The 22,321-nt window shown below is 69.3% G+C and carries 22 protein-coding genes and 2 pseudogenes; 16 read left to right on the forward strand and 8 right to left on the reverse strand.

Features of this window, described 5'->3' with window-relative positions:
• Positions 1–5: 5 nt before the first annotated feature.
• Together G4G29_RS16845 and G4G29_RS16850 are read right to left on the reverse strand one after the other, a co-directional pair.
• A complete protein-coding gene (locus G4G29_RS16845; RefSeq protein ID WP_210274190.1) occupies positions 6–1,508 on the reverse strand; it encodes a sugar ABC transporter ATP-binding protein in 1,503 nt (500 codons plus the stop codon).
• Positions 1,509–1,535: 27 nt separating this feature from the next.
• Positions 1,536–2,543: a substrate-binding domain-containing protein gene (locus tag G4G29_RS16850; RefSeq protein WP_183150901.1), complete on the reverse strand. Its 1,008-nt coding sequence runs from the start codon at positions 2,541–2,543 to the stop codon at positions 1,536–1,538.
• Positions 2,544–2,752: 209 nt separating this feature from the next.
• On the opposite strand from G4G29_RS16850, the gene G4G29_RS16855 reads away from it, so the two are divergent.
• The 3 genes from G4G29_RS16855 to G4G29_RS23590 all read left to right on the forward strand — a co-directional run bounded on the left by G4G29_RS16855 (position 2,753) and on the right by G4G29_RS23590 (position 4,881).
• Entirely contained in the window at positions 2,753–3,766 is a 1,014-nt protein-coding gene (locus G4G29_RS16855; RefSeq protein ID WP_210274191.1) for an alcohol dehydrogenase catalytic domain-containing protein, read from the forward strand.
• A 93-nt stretch (positions 3,767–3,859) separates the two neighbouring features.
• Complete coding sequence (locus G4G29_RS23585) at positions 3,860–4,393, forward strand: LacI family DNA-binding transcriptional regulator (RefSeq protein WP_183150903.1); 534 nt, start codon at positions 3,860–3,862, stop codon at positions 4,391–4,393.
• Positions 4,390–4,881, forward strand: a complete 492-nt coding sequence (locus tag G4G29_RS23590; RefSeq protein ID WP_274601249.1) for a substrate-binding domain-containing protein — start codon at positions 4,390–4,392, stop codon at positions 4,879–4,881. The genes G4G29_RS23585 and G4G29_RS23590 overlap by 4 nt, the downstream gene beginning before the upstream one ends.
• Positions 4,882–4,896: 15 nt before the next feature.
• Here G4G29_RS23590 and G4G29_RS22730 read toward each other — a convergent pair whose 3' ends face one another.
• From G4G29_RS22730 to G4G29_RS16885, 5 genes are read right to left on the reverse strand one after another with little or no spacing between them, the layout of a single operon-like run.
• Positions 4,897–6,540 (reverse strand): family 78 glycoside hydrolase catalytic domain, encoded by a 1,644-nt coding sequence (locus tag G4G29_RS22730; protein WP_244632136.1) that lies wholly within the window; start codon positions 6,538–6,540, stop codon positions 4,897–4,899.
• Positions 6,537–7,475 (reverse strand): alpha-L-rhamnosidase N-terminal domain-containing protein, encoded by a 939-nt coding sequence (locus G4G29_RS22735; RefSeq protein ID WP_244632137.1) that lies wholly within the window; start codon positions 7,473–7,475, stop codon positions 6,537–6,539. The genes G4G29_RS22730 and G4G29_RS22735 overlap by 4 nt, the downstream gene beginning before the upstream one ends.
• A 26-nt stretch (positions 7,476–7,501) precedes the next feature.
• Positions 7,502–8,362, reverse strand: coding sequence for a carbohydrate ABC transporter permease (locus tag G4G29_RS16875; protein WP_183150904.1), 861 nt, complete (start codon positions 8,360–8,362; stop codon positions 7,502–7,504).
• The gene (locus G4G29_RS16880) at positions 8,359–9,252 is read right to left on the reverse strand and encodes a sugar ABC transporter permease (RefSeq protein WP_183150905.1); all 894 of its coding nucleotides are present in this window, start codon (positions 9,250–9,252) and stop codon (positions 8,359–8,361) included. The genes G4G29_RS16875 and G4G29_RS16880 overlap by 4 nt, the downstream gene beginning before the upstream one ends.
• A 55-nt stretch (positions 9,253–9,307) precedes the next feature.
• A complete protein-coding gene (locus G4G29_RS16885; RefSeq protein ID WP_183150906.1) occupies positions 9,308–10,609 on the reverse strand; it encodes an extracellular solute-binding protein in 1,302 nt (433 codons plus the stop codon).
• A 155-nt stretch (positions 10,610–10,764) separates the two neighbouring features.
• Between G4G29_RS16885 and G4G29_RS22740 the strand changes: the two are divergent.
• From G4G29_RS22740 to G4G29_RS16945, 13 genes and pseudogenes are all read left to right on the forward strand, one after another.
• A pseudogene (locus tag G4G29_RS22740) lies at positions 10,765–12,947 on the forward strand (threonine/serine exporter family protein).
• Positions 12,948–13,041: 94 nt separating this feature from the next.
• Positions 13,042–13,218: a hypothetical protein gene (locus tag G4G29_RS22745; RefSeq protein WP_244632138.1), complete on the forward strand. Its 177-nt coding sequence runs from the start codon at positions 13,042–13,044 to the stop codon at positions 13,216–13,218.
• 208 nt (positions 13,219–13,426) lie between these two features.
• Complete coding sequence (locus G4G29_RS16900; protein WP_309491593.1) at positions 13,427–13,702, forward strand: hypothetical protein; 276 nt, start codon at positions 13,427–13,429, stop codon at positions 13,700–13,702.
• A 75-nt stretch (positions 13,703–13,777) separates the two neighbouring features.
• On the forward strand, positions 13,778–13,945 hold the full coding sequence (locus G4G29_RS16905; RefSeq protein ID WP_183150908.1) for a hypothetical protein: 168 nt from the start codon (positions 13,778–13,780) through the stop codon (positions 13,943–13,945).
• Positions 13,946–14,002: 57 nt separating this feature from the next.
• Positions 14,003–14,608 (forward strand): cyclodeaminase/cyclohydrolase family protein, encoded by a 606-nt coding sequence (locus G4G29_RS16910; RefSeq protein ID WP_210274192.1) that lies wholly within the window; start codon positions 14,003–14,005, stop codon positions 14,606–14,608.
• A gap of 93 nt (positions 14,609–14,701) precedes the next feature.
• Positions 14,702–14,830 carry a hypothetical protein gene (locus G4G29_RS23595; protein ID WP_258566908.1) on the forward strand — a complete coding sequence of 43 codons (129 nt, stop codon included), beginning with the start codon at positions 14,702–14,704 and terminating at the stop codon, positions 14,828–14,830.
• A 265-nt stretch (positions 14,831–15,095) separates the two neighbouring features.
• The gene (locus G4G29_RS16915; RefSeq protein WP_183150910.1) at positions 15,096–15,686 is read left to right on the forward strand and encodes a thioester domain-containing protein; all 591 of its coding nucleotides are present in this window, start codon (positions 15,096–15,098) and stop codon (positions 15,684–15,686) included.
• An 11-nt stretch (positions 15,687–15,697) separates the two neighbouring features.
• A complete protein-coding gene (locus tag G4G29_RS16920) occupies positions 15,698–16,612 on the forward strand; it encodes a VaFE repeat-containing surface-anchored protein (RefSeq protein ID WP_210274193.1) in 915 nt (304 codons plus the stop codon).
• A gap of 183 nt (positions 16,613–16,795) precedes the next feature.
• Positions 16,796–17,263, forward strand: a complete 468-nt coding sequence (locus G4G29_RS16925) for a response regulator transcription factor (protein ID WP_183150912.1) — start codon at positions 16,796–16,798, stop codon at positions 17,261–17,263.
• Between the two features lie 17 nt (positions 17,264–17,280).
• Positions 17,281–17,499 (forward strand): hypothetical protein, encoded by a 219-nt coding sequence (locus G4G29_RS16930; protein ID WP_183150913.1) that lies wholly within the window; start codon positions 17,281–17,283, stop codon positions 17,497–17,499.
• 96 nt (positions 17,500–17,595) lie between these two features.
• Positions 17,596–19,398: a sigma-70 family RNA polymerase sigma factor gene (locus G4G29_RS16935; protein ID WP_183150914.1), complete on the forward strand. Its 1,803-nt coding sequence runs from the start codon at positions 17,596–17,598 to the stop codon at positions 19,396–19,398.
• Positions 19,399–19,531: 133 nt separating this feature from the next.
• A pseudogene (locus tag G4G29_RS16940) lies at positions 19,532–20,601 on the forward strand (zinc-dependent alcohol dehydrogenase family protein).
• Positions 20,602–20,789: 188 nt separating this feature from the next.
• Positions 20,790–21,335, forward strand: coding sequence for an SDR family oxidoreductase (locus G4G29_RS16945; protein WP_202045324.1), 546 nt, complete (start codon positions 20,790–20,792; stop codon positions 21,333–21,335).
• Between the two features lie 16 nt (positions 21,336–21,351).
• On the opposite strand, the gene G4G29_RS16950 is transcribed toward G4G29_RS16945, so the two are convergent.
• Complete coding sequence (locus tag G4G29_RS16950; protein ID WP_183150915.1) at positions 21,352–22,299, reverse strand: YhfZ family protein; 948 nt, start codon at positions 22,297–22,299, stop codon at positions 21,352–21,354.
• Between the last annotated feature and the right edge of the window lie 22 nt (positions 22,300–22,321).

A 22,321-nucleotide genomic window follows, 5' to 3' on the forward strand; every position in this document is an offset into this window, starting at 1 on the left:
AGAGCTCAGTGCTCGGCGATGGCGCTCGAGAGGATGGCATCGATGTCGATGTTCGGCGCGCGGTGCTCTTCGACGATCCGTCCGCCGCGGAGCACGACGACGCGGTCGCAGACGGAGGGCAGCTCCTCCATCTCGCTGGAGACGAAGACGATCGACTTGCCGGCGGCCGCGAGCTCCCTGATGAGCGCGTAGATCTGCGCCTTGGCCTCCACGTCGACTCCCCGTGTCGGCTCGTCGAGCAGAAGGATGTCGCTCTCGGCATGCAGCCAGCGGCCGATGATCGCCTTCTGCTGGTTGCCGCCGCTGAGAGTGTCGATCTCGGCTCTGGCGCTGGACGTCTTGATGCGCAGACGCTCGATCAACGCGGTCGCCGATGCGGCCATCTTGCGGGGCGAGGTGAATCCGCCTGCCGAGACCGCTCGCCAGTCGGACACCAGCATGTTCTCGTCGACGCCGAGCTGCGGGAAGATGCCGTCCTGCTTGCGGTTCTCCGGAGTCATGCCGACGCCGCTGCGCAGCGCGATGCGGTGTCCCCGGCCGGTGAGGTCCCGGCCGTGCACACGCACCGTGCCCGACGCCGGCGCGGTGACGCCGTTGACGATCTTGAGCAGTTCGGTCCGACCGCTTCCGAGCACCCCGGCGATCCCGAGCACCTCGCCCTTCCGGACACTCAGGGAGACCCCGTGCAGGAACGGCGCGTCGTGGATGTCCGAGACATCGAGCACGACCTCGCCGAGTTCTGTCGGAGCCTCCGCCACGGGGGCGAACTGCTCGACGGCGTTCCCGATCATCATGTGCACCACCTCGCGCGTGTCCACGTCTGCCAGGGGCCGGGTGTCGATCAGGCGACCGTCGCGCATCACGGAAGCCGTGTCCGCGACCTGCCGGATCTCGTTCAGGCGGTGGCTGACGTAGAGGACGGCGACACCGCTGGCGGCGATGGTCTGCACGGCGTCGAGCACCCGGCCGACCTCTGCGGCCGCGAGCGAGCTGGTCGGCTCGTCGAGGATCAGCAGCCGCGGCTGGTCGTGGATGGCCCTGGCGATCTCGACCAGCTGCTGGTCGGCGACGCTCAGATCGTCGACAGCCTGTCCCGGCTCGATGTCGAGGTCGAGACGTGCCAGCGCGTCGCGGGTCGCGGCGTGCATCCGCCGGTAGCTCAGCGCTCCCGCGGCGGACGGCCACCGTCCCATGAACATGTTCTCCGCGACGCTCATGCTGCCGATGAGGGAGAGTTCCTGGTAGACCGTGCGGACCCCGAGCCGATGCGCGCCCTCGACGCCGCCGGCGCCGAGCCGCTCGCCGCCGAGGACCACGTCCCCGCTGTCCGGGGCCTCGGCCCCGGACAGCAGGCGGATGAGCGTCGACTTTCCCGCGCCGTTCTTGCCGAGCAGTGCCCGGACCTCGCCCCGACGGATCGTGAAGCTCACGTCGTCGAGCGCGACGACGGGGCCGTAGTGCTTCGATGCGCCGATGACTTCGGCGACAGGCTCATCAATTGCCATCATTGTGCTCTCCCGATCGGTGATGAGGGTTTACGGGATGCCGTCCGGGTGCGTCTCCAGCCATTCGGTCCCCTGCTCGGGCGTCGTGTAGACGTCGATAGGCACCGGCACCGAGTACTCCTGCGACTCGCCGTCGAGGATGGCGATGGCGGCAGCGATCGCCGCCTTGCCCACGGCGATGCCCGAGACGTCGATCGAGGCTTTCAGGATCGTGTTGTCGACGAGGGCGTTCGCGAGGTCGGCCGTCATGTCGGATCCGAACACCACCGTCGTGCCGGCGAGCCCCTTGTTCTCGACCGCTTTCACCGCGCCGATGGCCGCGCCGCCGGATTCGCCGTAGAAGGCGTCGATGTCGGGGTTGGCTGTGAGGATGTTCTCCGCCACGCCGATGGACTCGGTCGGATCGGTCCCCTCCTGGTTCGCGACGATCTCATAGGCGATGCCGCGGTCGGTGAGCGCCTTCTCGAAGCCTTCGCGGCGGTCGACGCACACCTCGACGAACTCGCAGTTGAGCACGGCGATCCGAGGGTCGGCGACGGCGTTCGCCTCGAAGTAGTCGGCGGCCGCCTCTCCGGTCTTGTACCCGAACTCGACCGGATCGCCGAAGGCATACGCCTTCACGTATTCCTCGGCGTCGGCCTCGTTGATGCAGGTGTTGTAGCAGACGACCGGGATGTCGGCGTTCGAGGCGTTGCGCAGCGCTGGCGCGGAAGCATCGGCGGAGACCGCCGACAGCAGGATGGCGTCGACCTGAGATGAGATGAGCGTGTCGATGAAGGCGGACTCCTTGGAGGCATCCGCCGCGGCGTTCGTCTCGACGAACTCCACCTTCTTGCCTGCTTCTTCGGCACCGAGTTCGACGCCCTTCTTCACGCCGGCATAGAAGCCCTGCGTGTCGAGGTAGATCGCACCGATCTTGAGGGTGTCGTCTTCAGCGCCGCCTCCTCCTCCGGCCTGTCCGGCGCAACCGGTCAAGGCGAGACCGAGGACGAGGACGGCGGCTGCCGCCGCTCGGATTCTTGTTGCTGTGAGATCCACGATGATCCCTTCCGCGTCGCGTGCGACGCTTCAAGCTCTCTTCACCACAGCCACATCGGTGCGGTATAGTCCCTGAAACTGAAACGTCTCAGGTGGCGGCCCCAACTTTATGCTCAGGGCGGGAAGCTCGTCAAGCGGGCGGCCCGAAATAGTCGCCATCACGGCCTGAGAACCGCGAGAAGACAGGAAACACGATGTCACCAGAGTTGTTGACCGACACGTCCCGCACGATGCGCGCCCTCGTGCTGCACGGCAAAGAAGATCTGCGCTTCGAGAGGAGGGATGTCCTCCGGCCGGGTCCGGGCGAAGTACGTGTCGAGATCGGCTCCGTCGGCGTGTGCGGGTCCGACAAGCACTTCTACCTCGAAGGACGGGCCAGCAGCGATATCGTCTCCGAGCCGCTGGTGCTGGGCCACGAGTTCGGCGGGCGCATCGTCGAAGTGGGCCCGGGCGGCGATGAGGCGCGCGTGGGGCAGCGCGTCTCCGTCGAACCGCTCATGGCGGACCCCCTCTCGCCTCAGGCACGACGCGGGAGCTACAACCTCGACCCCGGCCAGAGGTTCTTCGGCGTTCCGGGCACCGACGGGGCTCTCCAGCAGTACTTGAACGTGCCCGCGGAGAACGCCTTCGACATCCCCGACTCCATGAGCGACGACGCCGCCGCGATGGTCGAGACGATCTCGGTCTCCCTCAACGGGGTCCGCAAGGCAGGCGTCTCGGCCGGAAGCCGCATCCTCATCACCGGCGGCGGACCGATCGGCCTCTTCGCCGCACAGCTGGCCTTCCTCCAGGGAGCCTCACGTGTGGTTCTCGTCGAGCCGCAGAGCGAGCGCCGCGCGAAGGCGGCGAGCTTCGGATGCGAGGTCTCTGCCGACCTCGCATCCGTCGACGAGCTGTTCGACGCCGTGATCGAGTGCACCGGGGTCGGAGTCGTCCGGCACGACAGCTGCCTCAAAGTCGCGCCGGGCGGCCGAGCGATCTTCATCGGTGTCGGCGCCCAGGACGCCTCCATCCCGATGCCGGCGATCATCGAGCGAGAGGTGTCGGTGCAGGGCGTCATGAGGTACGCATTCACCTGGCCGACGGTCATCGATGCGGTGGCGACAGGGCGGATCGACGCGGACTCCCTGGTGAGCCGCACACTCCCCTTCGATCGCGCGATCGAAGCGTGGACGGTTCCGCTGACGACGGAGGTCAAGACGATGATTCACGTGAATCGCTGATCGCGGGCGGTAGGTTTAGGGACGGTCCGGCGGGTACGTCGTCGGCGTGGACAGCGGCGCTGGCGGGCGGCGACCGCATTTTCTGGAGAGCACGTGAACACTGAGCGACAACCGGATCAGATCGATGTCGCGCGATTGGCCGGCGTCTCCGTCGGCAGCGTGTCGACGGCGATCAACCGACCGGACCTCGTCTCCGAAGCGATGCGCCGCCGCGTCCAGGCCGCGATCGACGAGCTCGGCTACGTCCCGAACCGTTCCGCCGCCACGCTCCGGCGCGGCGGCGCCAGCCGCGTGCTCGGGCTCATCATCCCCGAGGTGACGAACGCGTTCTACGCGGCGATCGCGGATGCGGTCGTCGATGCCGCCGACCAGCACAACTACGCCGTCTCGTTGTGCGTCACCCACGAGGACCCCGCACGCGAACGGCGTCACTTCGAGTTGCTGGCGCAGCAGCGCGCCGCCGGTGCGCTCGTGGTCCCGATCAACCCCGAAGCCGAGCGGCTCGCGATGCTGCGCAGCATCGGCACGCACATCGTCCTCGTCGACCGCCTGATCGACACCGCCCAGGGTGCTCGGTCGCCGTCGACGATGTACACGGCGGCAGGCTGGCCGTCGAGCACCTGCTGAGCACACCCGGCACGGGGGTCACCCTGATCAACAGCCACCACTCGATCACGCAATGCCGCGACCGTTACGAGGGTTCGCTCGCTGCCCTGCGGGACGCCGGACGCTCCGAGGGCGAGCTGGTCGAGATCATCGTCGACGAGATGACCGTGGAGGCGGGGATAGCGGCCGCGGAGCAGATCATCGCGAGCGGTGCCCCCCGACGGATCTTCTGCATCAACGACCAGCTGGCGACCGGAGTCCTCGAGGGTCTTTCCCGGCACGGCATCTCCGCCCCGCGCGACGCTCGTGTCATCGGCTACGGCGACCTCGGCCTCGACGGGCGGCACGCGCTCTCCACCATCGGGCAGCCGAAGCAGTCGATGGGTCTGGACGCCGTCGAGCTGCTTCTCGACGAGCTCGACGACGGCTCCCACCACGTCCACTCCGCGAAGGTCATCACCCCGCAGCTGATCGCTCGCGAGTCGACCGCATCGATCGGCAGTCGATGACGCGCTGACCGCGCCTCAGGCGGCCACCGCGGAGGGGACGGCAACGACCGTGTCGAAGCGGCCGCCCGACGCGATGCGGACCTCGTCCTGGCCGGGCAGGCGGATCGTGCCCTCGACGCCCGTCGGCACCGAGAGGGAGTAGCGGATCCCGTCGGCCACGCGCTCCCAGGACCCCTCGATCAGACCGTACGGCGAGTCGAACGCGAGCCGAGCGTGGTCGAGGTCGCCGCCGGGCTGCGGCGCCCAATCGATCCTGCGATAGCCGGGAGCCGCCGGCGACAGTCCGCCGATCACCCGGTGCATCCAGTCGGCCACGCTGCCCAGGGCGAAGTGGTTGAAGCTCGTCATCTCCCCCGGGTTGATGGTCCCGTCCGGCAGCATGGAGTCCCAGCGCTCCCAGATCGTGGTACCGCCCATCCTGACCGTGTACAGCCACGACGGGCACTCGGTCTCGAGGATCAGGTCGTACGCGGTATCGACGTGCGCGGTCGCGGTCAGTGCATCGCTGATCACCGGAGTGCCGGCGAAGCCCGTGGCGATGCGGTTGCCCGCTTCGCGGACCAGCGCGGCCAGGCGGTGACCCGCCGCCTCTTCCTCGGCCGCACTCAGGAGACCGAATCGGATCGCGAGGGCGTACGCGGTCTGCGCGTCGGACGTGAGCGTGCCGTCGGGCCGCACGTACTCCGCGCGGAATGCGTCGCGGGCCTCGTCGGCGACCCGCGCATAACGGTCGGCGTCGGCCGCGAGCCCGAGGAGGCGTGCCGTGTCGGCGAGTCGCCGCGTCGAGAACGCGAAGTACGCGGCGGCGACGAGGTATCGATCGGTGCGGGCGTCCGCGGGGTCGTGCGGCGGCGCGGCGGGGTCGAGCCAGTCGCCCAGCTGATGTCCGTCCCGCCAGAGCCGGGAGGGTCCGGACTGCGCGATCATCCGCTCGACCCAGGCGCGCCCGCTGTCGTACTGCCGGCGCAGCACGTCGAGGTCGCCGAACCGCTCATGCAGGGTCCACGGCGTGAGCACCGAGACGTCGCCCCACACGGCCCCCGTGCGGATCGGGTTCCACGTGGGACCGCCGGGGATCACGGGGACGAACCACGGGATGGTCCCGTCCGGCAGCTGCTCCAGCGCGACGTCGGTCAACCAGTTCTCGAGGAACCCCGCGGAGTCGTACAGGAACGACGCGGTCGGGGCGAACACCTGCACGTCACCCGTCCATCCCAGGCGCTCGTCGCGCTGCGGGCAGTCCGTCGGGATGCTGAGGAAGTTGCCGCGCATGCCCCAGCGCACGTTCTCGTGCAGCCGGTTCAGGTCGGGGTTCGAGGTCTCCAGCCAGCCGGTGCGTCGCATGTCGCTGTGGATGACCCGGGCGACGACGTCGCCCTCCTCGATCTCGTCGAGCCCGGTCACGGTCGCATACCGGAAGCCGTGGAAGGTGAACTTCGGCTCCCAGATCCGCGCGGGTCCGCCGTCGAGGGTGATCGTGTCGTGGGCGGCGGCCAGACGCAGCGGACGGATGCCGAGCTCGCCGTCTTCGAGCACCTCGGCGTGCCGCAGCTCGATCGTGTGCCCCGCCGCGCCGAGCACCCGCACCCGCAGCCGGCCGACGAGGTTCTGCCCGAAGTCGAGCAGGTGGGTCGTCGTGTCGATGCGGGAGACCGTCACCGGCGCGAGCTCCTCCGTGCACCGCACCGGCGGCAGGACGGGGCGACGAGCGTCCGCGGGTCGCGGTGTCCGACGCGCACGGGCGTCCATCCTTCCGCCTCCGCTCCCGGCGTCGACCAGCCGGGCTGCTCGGCGCGGACATCGTGCTTCTCGCCGTCGTAGAGCCCGGACACGAGGATCGGGCTGGGGGCCGCCGACCAGTCGGCGTCGGTCGCCACGGTCGTGCGGCTGCCGTCGTCGTGGGTGATCTCCAGCTGGGCGATGAGGGCCTGATCGGTGCCGTAGAGGTCGCGGTACCCGCCGTTGAAGCCGAGGCGTCCGCGGTACCACCCGTCGCCGAGCCAGGCGCCGAGGGTGTTCTCACCCTCGGTGAGGTGGCCTGTCACGTCGAACGTCCAGTACACGAGGCGCTCGTCGTACTTCGTCCAGCCCGGTGAGAACTCGTGGTCGCCGACCCTGGCGCCGTTGATCTCCGCCTCGTACAGGCCGTGGGCCGTGACATACAGGCGCGCACGGGCGATGGGCCGGTCGACCGTGAAGGTGCGGCGCACGAGCGCGGGGCGGCGCTCGGTGTCGGGCGCCTCAGGCCAGCTCGCGCCGACCGGAGCGGCGACCCAGTCCGTGGGCTCCAGGAGTCCGGTCTCGGCCTCGGCCGCGTCGCTCCACGGGGACCACGCGCCATCCGCACCGCGGACCCGGACCCTCACCTGCACCCGCTCGCGGGACTCGAGCGGCTCGAACGGCCAGGCCACCAGCACCTGTTCCGCGTCGGAGCCCGAGGCGACCACGACATCGCCGTCCCGTGTGCACTCGAGCTGCCACCCGTGCTGCGTCCACCCCTCCGGCGCCTGCGTGCGCCACGAGATGCGCGGGGTGCGCGAACCGAGGCCGAGGGCGTCGTCGACGTGCTCGAAACGAGGGAGGGAGACCTTCACTGTTGACCTTTCAGGGGTACGGGCGCTCATCCCTTGACCGCTCCGGCCGTCAGGCCCTTCTGGATGCGCTGGTTGAGCACGAGGTAGATGATCAGCAGCGCGAACACGTTGATGCTGATCGCGGCGAACAGCGGACCGTACTGGGTGGTGCCGAACTGACCGTTGAAGTTGAGGAGTCCGACCTGCAACGTGCGCAGGTTTCCGGAGTTCGCGAAGGTGAGCGCGATGAGCAGGTCGTTCCAGAAGAAGAAGAACTGCACGAGCCCGACCGTGAACAGACCGTTCTTCATCATCGGCAGGGCCACCGAGAAGAACTGCCGGTAGATGCTCGCGCCGTCGAGGGTCGCGGCCTCGAACACCTCGCGCGGGATCGCCCGGAAGTAGGTCGCCATCAGGAACACCGTCAGCGGCATGCCCGTCGCGGTGTACGTGATGATGAGGGGCCAGAGCGACCCGGTGAGCCCGAGCTGGAAGTAGGTGCTGAACAGCGGCAGCAGGATCATCTGCGTCGGCACCATGATGCCGGCGAGGAACACGATCAGCACACCGCTGCGTCCCTTCCACACGAGCACCTCGAGCGCGAAGGCGGCTGCGGTGCCGAGGAGCAGCATCAGGAAGAGCGAGGGCAGCACGGTGATCGCGCTGTTGAAGAGCGACTGGCCGAGCCCGGCCGTGTCCCACGCGATGACGTAGTTGTCGAAGTTCCACTGCTCGGGCAATGCCCACGTCGGCGCCTCGAGGAACTCGCGCTGCGACTTGAACGAGCCCAGCAGCAGCCAGATCAGCGGGTAGCCGACGACGACGAGCAGCACGGCCACGAGGATCGCGATGGGGGCCTTGCGGAGGATTCTCGTCGCGCGGCGGGATGCGGTCATCGAGGTGCTCATGCCACGCCTCCCTTCTTCGCGGTGCGCGCATTGGCGCGGAAGATGAACACCGTCACCACGAGGCAGATGATGGTGAGCAGCATGGCGATGGTCGAGCCGTAGCCGTAGTTGCCGTACGTGAACGCGTTGTCGAACATCGAGATGGTGAGCGGGCTCGTCGAGGTGCCCGGCCCGCCGTTGGTGAGGGCGAGCACGCTGTCGAACACCTTCAGGGTGCCGTTGATGGAGAAGATCAGCGACGAGACGAGCACCGGTGCGGAGAGGGGCAGCACGATGTGGCGCACGAGCTTCCAGCCGCTCGCCCCGTCGAGGCGTGCCGACTCCAGCACGTCTTCGGGGATGTCGATCAGGCCCGCGTACAGCAGCACACCGTAGAAGCCCATCGAGCGCCAGATGTCCATGATCGCGATCACGATGAACGCACTGCCGCCGTCGCCGAACCAGTCGACGGGGACGCCGCCGAGGCCCGACAGCACCGAGTTCACGACGCCCTCGGTGGGGGCGATCGAGAAGAGCTGCTGGAAGAGCAGCGCCACCGCCACGGTCGGCATGACCACGGGGAAGAACACGAGGGTGCGGACGATGCCGGAGGCGCGCTTGAGCGCGAACACGTAGAGGAGGGAGAGGAGGTAGCCGAGCAGAACCTGGCCGATCGTGACGACGACCGCGTACTTCAGGGTGAACAGCAGCGCCGCGTGCACCTCGGAGTCGCCGATCAGGCGCGCGAAGTTGTCGAAGCCGACGAACTCGAACCCGATGATGGCGTTGCCCTCGAACAGCGTGTAGCCCATCGACCACACGACCGGTATGAGCATCACCACCGAGTAGATGAGCAGGGCGGGACCGAGAAGGATGGCGATCGCCTTGCGATCGCCCAGCACGTTCTGCATACGTTCTCCTGAAGGATGAGGGGGCGGCGTTCGGGTCGCCGCCCCCTCGGGGCTGTTACTGGTCGAGGTCCGCCTGGACCATCGACATGAAGTCCTCGGCGGAGACACTGCCGCTGATGAGGGGAGCCGCGTTGCGCTGGCTGGTCGTGGTGGCCTCCGCGGAGAAGAGCGCCTCGAACCACAGCACGGTGGTCTCGGTGTCGGCCACCTGCTCCTGCACCATCTGGGTGAGCGGCGGCACGTCGGAGACCTCGGTGTTCAGAGCGAAGCCCGAGACACGGTTCTCCTGCTCGAGCGCGACCGAACCGTAGTTCTCTGTGATGCAGCTCAGCCACGCCTCGGTGTCGTCGTTCACGGCCTTGGCGTTCATGGTGATCGGCAGTCCGACGTTGGCGGCCAACTGCGAGCGGTCGCCCTTGCCGCCGTCGACGCCGGGGAACGGCATGAAGCCGACGTTCTCGGCGCCGATCTGGTTGGTTTCGGGGTCGTTCGCCTGGCTCAGGAACCACGAGCCCATGTAGAACATCGCTGCGGAGCCGTTCAGGAACTGGTTCTCGCTGGTCGCCATGTCGATGCTGCCGACGCCCTGACCGAAGTAGCCCTTGGTGCCGAGGTCGGCGATCGCCTGTGCGGCCGCGACGTACTCGGGGTCGGTGAGCTTCGCGTCGCCGTCGGCGACCTTCTGGAGCGCATCCGGTCCGAGGTCGCGGAACAGGTAGCTGGAGATCAGGCGCGTGATGGGCCAGCCCTGCTCGCCGCTGGCCGAGAACGGCTGGATGCCCGCGGCGTCGAGCGTGTCGGCGGCGGCGACCAGGTCGTCGAACGTCTGGGGCTCGTCGATGCCCTGCTCGGCGAAGATCTGCTTGTTGTACCAGATGCCCTCGACGTTGTACTCGAACGGCAGCGCGCGGAATCCGCCGTACAGGTTCTCGATCGTGGAGATGGCCGCCGGCTCGATGTCGTCGATCACGTCGAGGTCGGTGAGGAGTTCCTCGAAGTCGGCGACGTTGCCCGAGTCGGCGAGTGTCTTGGTCAGGGCGGGCGCGTTGCCGGCGCTGAACAGCACGGGCAGGTCGCCCTGTCCGGCCTTCAGCTGCAGCTGCTGGTCGAGGTTGGACTGCGGGACGGTCTCGACGTCGAGCGGGAGCGTCTCTCCTTCGGCGGAGCACGCGCCGCCGGCGAGCGTCTCCAGGACGGCGGGAACCTCGGTGTTCTCGACGTTCACGAACAGGGACAGCGAGTCGGTGCCCGCCGTCGATCCGCCACCGCCGCCACAGGCGGTGAGGGCGAGGGCCGATGCTCCGGCGATCGCGGTGAACGCACCGCGCCTCCAGAGCTGTGCTGTGGTCAGCTTCATTCTTTCCTCCTTGAAACGGGCGAGCCGCGTTGATCACACACTTGAAGCGCTTCAGATAGTACGCTTGAAGCGCTCCAAGACGCAAATGCAGAATCGATGACGAACGGACACGCATGACAGGCTCCTCCCCCGACACCGGACGACCCCGGCCCGTGATGGCGGATGTCGCTCGGCACGCGGGAGTCGCCCTCGGCACCGTGTCGAACGTGCTCAACAACCCGCAGATCGTGGCGCAGGAGACCAGGGAGCGGGTGCTCCGGGCGATCGACGAACTCGGGTTCGTGCGCAACAACGCGGCGCGCTCCCTCGTCACCGGACGCGCCGACACGGTCGGTTTCGTGATCGTCGACGTCGGGAACTCGTTCTTCGTCGAGATGGCGCGAGGCGTCGAGGAAGAGCTCGACGAGCACGACATCCGCCTCCTGCTCGCCAACAGCGACGTCGACCTCGCGAAGCAGGATTCGTACATCGGCGTCTTCGAAGAGGCCAAGGTGGCAGGGATCCTCCTCGCCCCGCTCGACGCGCCGCTCGACGCCGCCCGCGCCGCACGGCATCGCGGCATGCCCGTCGTGCACGTGAACTGGCCCGGCGACGAAGACTCCTGCGGCGTGGTCGTCGACGAAGAGCTGGGCGGCTACCTGGCGGCAAGGCACCTGCTCGACCAGGGCCTTCGTCGCCTCGCGTTCGCCGGCGGGCCGTTCTCGCTCTCCGCGATCGCCCAGCGCCACACCGGCGCACGTCGAGCCGTCGCCGAGGTCGACGGCGCCGATCTGGAGACGATCGAGACGCACAGCATCACCGTGCGGGGAGGGTACGCGCTGGGCGAGCAGCTCAGCTCCCGCCCTGCGGCGGAGCGCCCGGAAGGACTCGTGTCCGCCTCGGATGCGCTGGCGGCCGGAGCGATCCAGACCCTGCAGCTCGCCGGGGTCCGCGTCCCGGCGGACATCGCCGTGGTCGGCTACGACAACAACCACTTCGCGCAGGACAGCTCCGTGCCGATCACCAGCGTCGGACAGCCGGGACACGAGATGGGCCGCATCGCCGCCCAGGTGCTCTACGAGGAGATCTCCTCCCCGCCGAGCACCGCCACCGCACGATCACCCTCACCCCCACGCTGTTCCCTCGCACGAGTTCCGCCGCGGTCTGAGTCCGGGCGGGGACACCCCTGTCGCGTCGCACGGAAGCCCGCGGAGGCCGGGAGAATGGACGACATGTCCGCGAGATCCCGTCGGCCGCTGCTCACGTCCGTGCGCCGCCTGCTGCACACCGACCCCTCGGCCGTCGCGCACACCGAGGCCATGCCGGTCATCGACGAGCGCACCGTCCCTCGCGTGCTCGATCTGGCGACCAGGATCGGCGAATCGATGTTCGCGGTCGGCGCCTCCGCCCATGAGGTCACGCTCGCCATCACACGGGTGTGCGACGCGTACGGGATGAAGGGCGTCCAGGTCGACGTCACCTACAACTCGATCACCGTGTCGTTCCACCTGAGCGGCGAGGTCTGGCCAGAGACGCTGGTCCGCGTCGTGCGGGTGACGGCGCCGGACCACGCGAAGCTGCAGCGCGTGCAGGCGCTCGTCGCCGACATCGATGACGGACTCGACCTCGAGTCGGCCCGCACGGCCTTCCGGGTGATCCGTCGGATGCCGTTCCGCTACCAGCAGCCGGTCGTCATCGTGGCACGCGCGCTGCTCGCGGTCGGAGTGAGCATCATGCTCGGCGCCTCCCCGCTCATCGTGGGTCTCACATTCGTGGCCGCACTGTGCGCCGCCCTGACCCAGGCCGGTCTCGCGCGACTGCGCGTCCCCTGTTCTTCAGCCAGATCGCGGGAGGCTTCGTGACCACCGTCGTCGCGGTCGCCGTGTCGGCGCTCGGGGCCGCTGGGATCGAGCCTTTCGTCGGCATCCGCCCGTCGATCATCGTGGCGTCGGGCATCGTGCTGATGCTGGCAGGTCTCACGGTCGTCGGAGCCGCGCAGGACGCGATCGACGGCTTCGCCCTCACCGCGGGCGGACGCATCCTCGACCTCACGATGCAGACCCTCGGAGTGGTGATCGGCATTCTCGTCGGGCTCGAACTCGGAAGCGTCCTGGGCTTCACGATGGACCTCCCCGACGACCCTGCGCCGTTCGGCCCGCTCCTCGGCCAGTTCGCCGGGGCGATCATCATCGCCGTGGCCGTGGCCGTGTTCAACGGCGCGGGAATTCGGATCATCCTGGTGAGCGCGTTGCTGAGCGCCCTCACCATCGCCGGATATTCGGGGCAGTCGCGCTCAACCTCCACTCCGCTGCGGCGAGCGCGCTCGGCGCCCTCCTCGCGAGCGTCGTCGGAATGCTGATCGCCCGCAACCTGCACGTGCCGTCGGTCGCGGTGACGACCGCGGCGATCGTTCCCTGGTTCCCGGTGTGGCGGTGTTCCAAGGACTTCTCGAGATGGTGCACGCGGCCGGCACCTCGACCGGGATGCTGTTCGCCGGCGGATCGCTCATCGACGCCGCCGTCATCGGCATCGGCCTCGCCTCCGGCGCCTCCCTGGGCCTGTATCTGGGGACCCCCATGCGCGCGACCCTCGCGAGCGTCGCGAAGACCCGCGCGCGGGTGCGTCGCTGACGACGGACCGGCGACTCCGCCCCGAGCCGACCGCCCGGCACCCCCGACCGAGTTGAGCAATATGCTGGCTCATCGTAGAATATTCGGTGAATTCTGGCGGGCTGACGGGCGCCCGTTCGACCACCTGGTGCAGGATTCTGCGTCCTCGGGTGCGGTGCGCTCCTCAGCGGCTGATGCTGACCTTGATGGGAGTGTTGAGATGTTCACGATGCCCGATCCCCGATTCGAGCTCAGGAAGATCACCGATACCGAGTGGCTGATCCTCGATCACCGCTACGCAGCCGACGACTCACGCCGTACCGTCGCCTGCGTGTATCAGGTCGACGCGGTGGAGGTCGAAGCCGTATGGCTGCGCGACCTCCCGCTCGCGAGCTCGTACATGTCCGCGGCCGACGTGCTCGAAGACGTGCAGCGGTTCCACTCCGGACGCCGCGCCGAACGCCCGGTCCCCATCCCGCACCTGCCTCCCCTCGCCACCGCCTGACGACGGGCTTGTCAACCCGCTCGCCTTCCTCGGCTGCACCCCCCACGATCGTGGGATACACGAGAGGAGCGCGACATGAGCAGCAACGACCGGAACGACATCAGCACCGAGGGGTCGCCCGGCCCCGAGGAGAACGACAACCTGGGAGCCGAAGACGGCAAGGGCACTCCGCCGACCGTCCCGCCGACCGATGGGGACGACGCGGACGGCGATGTCCTTGCCGACGACCCCGAAGACGGATGAGATCCGTGGGGCGACGTCGACTCGCGTGAGGTGAGCAGCGGGGGTCAGAGCAGCGAGGTGCCGACCTCACTCCCTGTCGACGATTGGCTGGCGGAGCTCGGCGACTCGACCGGCGCTCCGGGAGGCGGCGCGGCCTCGGGAATCCTGTTGGGCGTCGCCGCGTCCCTCTTCAGGATGGTCGCGGCGTACACGCCCGACGACCCCCGCGCAGCGGCATCCGCGGGTCGTCTGGTCGAGCTTCGCGCCGACGCGCTGCGCGCAGCCGAGGCCGACGGTGCGGTCTCCGCGGACTTCGGAGCGGCCCTCGGGCTCGCTCCGGATCACCCGGATCGCGACGTGCGAGTCCGCGAATCCGCGCTCGGCGCCGCTCACTCCGCAGGGAGAATCGGTCGTGTCGGGGTCGAACTGATCCGCGAGATGAGGCTGCTTCGCGAGATCGGGAACCCTCATCTGAGTGCTGACCTCGCCGTGGGCGCCGCCGCGCTCGCCTCGGGGATCGCCGGAGCATCGGTCACCCTCCGGGCGAATCTCCGCACGGCCCGCGCACACCACGCGTCACCGACGGCGTTGAGCGAGATCGGCGCCGAGGCCTCTCGACTGTCGCACGCGCAGCAAGAAGTCGAGCAGTTCAGCGCGGCCCTCTCCTCGGAGTTCGACGACTGATTGTGGGCCCGGTCGCGCGTCCTGTCAACGGGAAGGCGCAGGACCGGCTCTGGAGGAACACTGGTCGCCCACCCACCGCGAGAGGAAGCCCCTATGTCCGACCCGCAGAACGACACGAACGACGAACCGGCCGTCGAGGCAGAAGGCATCGATCCGGATATGCCGTCGACCGACGACGCAGACGAAGAGGACGACGATATCGACCTCGCCGAGCTTCCGTAGCGAAGACCGCCCCGGCACTGTGCCCCGGACTCTCGGAAAAAGTTCTGACCCCTCGCGTCACCTTTCCGACCCCTCCGACTCCTTCTTCATGTATCGACCCATGGTCGTCCGAATCGAAGGGGAGTTGGATAGATGGAAAAGACAGAGGCGCGAGTGCCGGGGAATGGTCTGTCGCGCAGGACGGTCCAGAACATCTGGGTCGGACCGTTCACCTTCACGGCCGTGAACCCCGCGTGCCAGGCATGACCGGCACGGGAGACGAGCGATGAGGAGCACGAAGAGCGCGATGCGCGCGGGGCGGTGGGTCGCGGGCGCACTGCTCGCACTCGGGGCCGTCGTCGCCCCCGTCGGACTCGGCGCGGCCACGGCGGCGGAGGTCGAACCCGGGGATGCGGTCTACATCGGCAGCAAGCAGGGGTACGGCGGTACCGGGGTGTTCCCGATCTGGTCTGACGGCGTCCAGACCGGCGACCCCGACTACTGGGCGTACTGCATCGAGCACGACGTCTCGGCACGGACGGGACTCGTGGGAACCGCCGGCGACATCGACAGCTACCTGGGCAGCAACCACTTCACCGACCCTGCTGTGGCAGGGAAGGTGCTGTGGGTGCTGGCGAACAGCTATCCCGCGGTGAGCCTGGAGGAGTTCGGGGCGGCTGCCGGCGTGCCGGCGATCACGCGGAACGATGCCATCGAGGCCACCCAGTACGCCCTCTGGCGGTACACCGACCTGACCTTCGATGCCGCATGGGCGTGGGAGACCCCCGACTCGGAGGCCGCCTACTGGTACCTCGTGAACGGCGCGAACGCGAGCCCAGGGCTCTCCCCGAGGACTTCGAGGTCACCGCCGCCGTGACGGCGCCGACCGTGGCGCAGACGGCCGGGACGCTGGTGGGGCCGTTCGTGGTGAACACCAACCAGACGTCGGTCGCCGTCACGGTCGACCCTGCGGTGTCGGTCACCGACGGCAACGGGACAGCACTCGACCTGAGCGCCGTCGCCGATGGTCAGGAGCTCTACCTCGACCTTCGCGGCGGCACGGCGGCAGGAAGCGCCACGGTGCAGGTCGCGGCACAGGGGTCGAGCAGCACCGGCACGGTGATCTCGGTGCCGAACACCCCGGGTGGGACGCCGACCGCGGCCGACCACGCGCAGTCGATCATCCTCGTCGCACCCGACACGACGAAGACGACCGCGGAAGCCACCGTGCAGTGGACCGCTCAGCCGGGCGCCGCCCAGCCCGCCATCGGCACCTCGCTGGTCGACGCCGCCGACGGCGACCGGGTGCTGGACTGGAACGGCGGAACGGTGATCGACACCGTGGCCTATCAGGACCTGGTGCCGGGGACCACGTACACGCTCTGGGGAGAGCTGATGCGCAAGTCCGACGGCCAGCCCACCGGCATCACCGGATCGACGACGTTCACGCCCACCACGCCGGAGGGCTCGGTGGATGTGAACTTCATCGTGCCGGAAGGGTTCGACGGAGAGGTGCTCGTCGCGTTCGAGGCGCTCTTCGAAGGCGCGGAGGCCTCCGGCGAACCGCTCGCGGTGCACCAGGACATCGACGACGCGGCGCAGACCGTCACGGTGGAGGCGGCACCGGTCGTCGTCTCCCCGACCCCGACGCCCGCAGCCCCGACGACACCGACGACCGGAGGCGCGGGGAATCTCGCCGCCACCGGCGGCACGGTTCCGATCGCGGCCACCGCTGCCGCCGTGCTCGCCCTCCTCGCCGGTGCGATGCTGACACGGGTTCGCCGGCGCGGAGCCGGCGTCTGACGTCGGCCGCGCTGCGAGGGCAGAGGCGGGGAGATCCGTCTCCTCGCCTCTGCCCTCACCCCGTTCCGCTCGGGGCGAGTCGGCTGTGCCGCTCATCTCCGAGCCTGGGACGACCCCTTTCGGGGGTCTCGTATGACCTCCGCATCACTTCCGCTTCGGCGGGCACTTCCGAAGGGAGCTCACGTGCACGGTGACGGGAGCGCGGCGCGGCGCGTGCGCCGGGCTGCGGTCGTGGACGAGTCCGTGCTCCAGCGCACGCGCGTGGGGCAGCTGTTGGCTCAGGACCTGCGGTTGGAGGTGGTCCACGCCACCGCGACGCTGAGTCAGTTCCTCGCCTGGATCGAGCGCACCGACCGCACCCGCTGGCCGCACCTGCTGGTGATCGCGCTCGACCTCCATTCCGGATCCTCGCGCGATCTGAACGTCATCGCGGCGCTCCGAACCGCCGGCATCCGCGTGCTCGCTCTGCTGTCGTCGCGTAGCCGTGCCCTCACGAATCAGCTGGTCATGTCGGGCATCGACGCGGTGGTGGCGACCTCCGACGAGGAGGACGCGTTCCTCGCGGCCGCGCAGACGGTGTTGAGCGGTGGGTCGACGATCAGCGCCGGCGCACGCCCACCGGCGCCCGGATCCGAGGGCACTCCCCGTTGAGCAGGCAGGAGGAGCGCGTGCTCGCGCTGTACGCATCGGGTCTGACGATCGCCGAGGTCGCGGAGCGGATCGGCGTGCGGCACGACACCGCGCGCAAGTATCTGCAACGCGTCCGCGACAAGCTCTCGATGCCGGGGCGCCCTGCGCGCTCGAAGCTCGATCTCGCTCGGATCGCGTGGGCGGAGGGGTACGTGCTGACTGTCTCCGCACCTCCGGAGGCGTCGGGTCCACCCTAATATTGAAGGCACATTCAAATCTGATCGATCGCGGGAATCACACTGCGGTCGACTGCTCGTCGGAGATGAGCGGGCGTTCTTCTGGAAAGGGAAGGCGTGGAAGATTCTCGTGGGGACGCCGAGCTCCTTCGTGCACTCCGAGAAGGCGATCAGGCCGCGTACGCAGCCCTGTGGGAACGCCATGTCGGCGCCGCGCTGCGGTACGCGCATCGACTGCTCCCGTCCCACCCCGAAGACCTCGTCTCCGAGGCCTTCGTCGCCGTCTACCAGCAGGTGACGACGACGAGCGCAGGACCGCAGTTCGCGTTCCGCTCGTATCTGAAGGCCGTCATCCGCAACACGGCGATCCGGTGGCGGAAGGAAGCCGAGCACATCGACGACACCGTCGAGGCGGATCAGGTCGACTTCCGGGACGCGCTCCGCATCGTCGAACGCAGATCGAACGCGCATCAGCTCCTCGGAGCGTTCCAGGCGCTCCCCGAACGGTGGCAGCGGATCCTGTGGCTGACCGAGGTCGCCGAGATGCCCCGCCCGGAGATCGCGGTCGAACTCGGCATCAAGCCGAACGCCGTCTCCGCCCTGCAGCGCCGAGCCCGCACAGGACTCAAGGTGCACTGGCTCACGGCGCAGGTTCCGGCGGGGCTGCGCGACGACGAGGCGCATGCCGCGCGCCTCTTCCCGCGCCATCTCGCGGAGCCGCAGGACGCGACCGTGGCGCAAGAGGTCGCCGACCATGTGTCGTCGTGCGACTCGTGCGGCGAGCTGCTCCTCACTCTGCGCAGCGACGCCCGACGTCTGCACGGGGTCACCCTGTCGGCGGTCGGCTTCGGCGCCCTGGGTGTCGTGGTGCCGTCGGCCGGCGCCTTCGCTCCCGGCACGGCCGCGGCCGCCGTCGCGATCCTCGCCACGGGCGCCGGGGTCGGCGTCACGACTCTTCTCGCCGGCGGGGTGGGCGTGCTCACCGCCGGCACGCTCCTGCTCAGCACCCTGCTGTTCCCCGGTGGTGCGCCGATCGCCGCCGCGCCCGCCGTCGCGGAGACCGACACCACGTCCGCCGTCGAAGCGCCCGCTCGTCCCGGCGCGGGTGCCCCGGCCGGCACGGATGCGACGCCGGCGCCAGTCCCGGCCACACTCCCGCCGACTTCGCGCACCGGCCGCTGGAACGACGATCCGACGATCGACTCCGTCGACCTCGTGAACGACCCCGACGCCCCCGTGCCCCTCAGCCCCACACGCCCGGGGACCGCGCCGGGGACGACCCCTGGCCCGGGAGAGAGTCCCGGTTCGACGCTGAGCCCCGGAGTCTCGACGCCCGCCACGCAGTCCGGATACCTGGCGCCGGTCCTGACCGGGGTGGCCACGCCCGGCTCCGCCGTCGGGGTCGACGTCGACGGCGCCCGCTACACGCCGGAGGTCGCACCCGACGGGGCCTGGTCCTTCGACCCGCGCGCCCTCGAACTCGCTGCCGGCACGTACGACTACCAGGCGTGGGCCTTCGATGATGCAGGGCAATCTCCTGCGACGGCGGGGAGCTTCACGATCCTCCCCATCGTGATCGAGGGTTTCGAAGACATCGTCGGCACCGAAGACATGCAGATCGCGGAGGCGAGCACCACCGGCCTGGTGATCGCCGCCACCGGCCCCGCGAACGGCTCGATCTACATCACCACGATGCAGGGGCACACGGCGATCTTCCCGCTCGACGACACCGGTCACGCCGTGAAGCGACTGCGGATGCACTCCCGCGGCTGGTACTGGTTCACCTTCCGCGCACTCGATGCGGACGGGTTCTGGGGACCAGCGGAGGAGCGTCCGCTCGACGTCTACGACCCCGACATCATCTTCGACCCGTGGGGACCGGGACCGGAGGAGATGACCTTCGAGGTCGTCGACCCCTGAGTCGGCCCGTACCGGAAGGCTCGCTGCGCAGACCGGATGTGCACAGTGCGGCGGCAGGCCCGCCCGGATCAGCGTTCTGCACATTCACCCGCCTCGCGGGAGGCCGCAGAATGAATCCATGCCTCCTCTCGACATGCGCGCCGTCGTCTATGACCGCACCGGCGAGCGCCCGGTGATCACCCGCATCCCGACGCCCGAGTGCCCGCCCGATGGAGCCCTCGTGCGGGTGGAGGCGACGGGGTGTGCCGGTCGGACTGGCACGCGTGGCGGGGACACGATCCCGTCGCGCTCCCGCACGTGCCAGGGCACGAGTACGCCGGCGTGGTCGCCGAGGTCGGAGCCGAAGTGCGGGGCTTCGCGCCGGGCGATCGCGTGACAGCTCCCTTCGTCAACGGGTGCGGGCGATGCGAATGGTGCCGTTCCGGGCAGGCGCAGGTGTGCCCGGACCAGACCCAGCCGGGTTTCACCCACCAGGGCTCTTTCGCCGAGTACGTCGTGGTCCGCGCGGCGGACACGAACCTCGTCGCGATCCCCGCCAGCGTCGACGCCGTCGCCGCGGCGTCGCTGGGGTGCCGTTTCGCCACCGCCTATCGGGCCGTCACCGCGCACGGTCAGGTCAGCGAGGGCACCGAGGTCGCGGTGTTCGGGTGCGGCGGAGTCGGCCTGTCGGCGGTCATGATCGCCACGGCTCTCGGCGCGACCGTGACGGCCGTCGACGTCTCTCCGGCCGCACTGGAACGCGCCCGCGCGCTCGGTGCCGCCCACACGGTGGATGCGAGGGACGCCGACACGGAGGAGGCGGTCGGTCGCGCGACGGGCGGTGGCGCGCACGTCACGATCGATGCGATCGGATCCGCGACCACGGCGCAGACGGCAATCCGCAGTCTGCGGCGCCGCGGCACGCACGTGCAGGTGGGCCTCATGTTCGGCGACGACGAGGCAGCGGCTCTGCCGTGGGGCCGCGTGATCGCCTGGGAACTGAAGATCATCGGTTCGCACGGCATGCCCGGCGCGGACTATCCCGCGCTGCTCGATCTGGTCAGCGACGGACGGCTGCGACCGGACCTGCTCCTCGGCTCGGTCGTCGACCTGGAGGGCGCCATCGACGCCCTGGTCGCGATGGACGACCCGCAGTCGAACACGGGGATCGTCGTCGCCCGCGTCGATGCGGGCACGGCGATGTCAGCGAAGGAGCGCGCATGAACGGCGCGGATCCTCTCCCCGCCTGCAGGACCGCGTCGTCGTCCTGATCGGCGGCGGCTCCGGCATCGGGTTCGAGGTCGCCCGCCGCGTGATCGCGCTCGGCGGCTCCGTGGTCCTCGGCGGGCGGACGCCGTCTCGCCTGGAAGCGGCATCCGCGCGTCTGGGCGAGGGGGGCACGGTGGCAGACGGTGGACACGTCGGATTCCGCATCGGTCGAGGCCTTCTTCGCGTCGATCCCCGTGGTCGACGGCATCTTCACGACAGCCGCCGAGTACGTCGTCGGACCGATGCGGGACCTCGATCCGACCGACGCGGCCTCGCCCTTCGAATCGAAGTTCTGGGGCCAGTACCGCGTCGTCCGCGCTGCGCTGGATCGACTTTCGTCCGACGCGTCGATCGTGCTGATGTCGGGAGCCGCCAGCGTGCGACCACCGGCCGCCGCCCCCGCCTACGTCGCCGCCAATGCCGCGATCGAAGGCCTCGCGCGCGGCCTCGCGGTGGAACTCGCCCCGATCAGAGTGAACGCCGTGTCGCCCGGGACCATCGACGGCAACCTGTGGGCGAATCGCGACGAAGCCGTCAGAGCGGCCTCATTCGCACAGTTCAGCGCCGACACGGTGCTGGGCCGACCCGGGCGGGAAGGCGAGGTCGCGGATGCCGTGATCCACCTGCTCACGAACGGCTACACCACCGGTTCCACCCTCTACGTCGACGGCGGATACTCCCTGCGCTGATCCGACCTCGTCGGCGTCACCTCGGCCAGAACTCGGTCTCCGACTCGGCGCTGGCTGCGAGACGGAGCAGCCGCTCCTGGATCTTGATGACATCTGCGGGCGAGACGAAGCGGAGCAGTGCGTTGACCCCCGCGTCCAGTTCGCGGGTCACGAGCACCGCCCTGGTCACATCGCGAACGGCCTCGAGGGTGCTGTCTCGCAGCGGCCTCACGTTCAGGCCCGCGAGCTCCGGCGAGATCACGGTCGGCATCGCGTGCCAGATCGCGGCGTCCACTCGCCCCCGGAGGACTGCGGCCGGGGCCGACACGAACCGCCAGTCGACGAATTCGACGTCGCGGTCGGCGAACTCGGTCTCGGTGAGCAGCTGATGGTCGTGCGACGCCCGGTCGATGCCGACGCGCAGCCGGCGCCCCCTGACGGGCTTCGGGCCCTCGACGACGACGAGCGATCCAGGTGAGTAGAACGTCGACTCGCCGAGGTCGAGCGATCGGAGACCGGGGAAGTCGTCCCGGTGGCGTTCGAACGCACCGGCCGACGTCACGACGGCATCGGCGCTTTCGAGGTGGAGTCGCTCCAGCCGGCGACGAGCACCGGCGAGCGCACTGACGACGACCGGAACACCCTGTCGCGCGAGGGGTTCCTGCAGTGCTTCCAGAATCCCGTGCTGCTCCACCGGACCCGGAGGCGGCATGATCAGGGAGAAGTTGCCGAGCTGCGCCTCGCGCCACAGCTGCCCGACGTTGCGCGAGACGACGAGCGTGCCCTGGTGTCCGTGCGACGACAACGTGACCGCCCCGCTGTCCTGCAGGCTGCGCAACGCCTTGACCACGGTTCCGGCCCCGGCACGCGACGTGTGTTGAAGATCCTGCACCGTGGGGATGCGCTGACCGACCTCGCGTGTCAGCAGGACCCGCGCGAGGACGGCTCGGACGTCGGCTTTCGATGTCGAGGAGGCGGGCGGCATCCCCCATTCTGACGCCACTGCG

Source organism: Microbacterium sp. Se63.02b (assembly GCF_014171575.1).
In the GTDB taxonomy this organism is placed as follows: domain Bacteria; phylum Actinomycetota; class Actinomycetes; order Actinomycetales; family Microbacteriaceae; genus Microbacterium.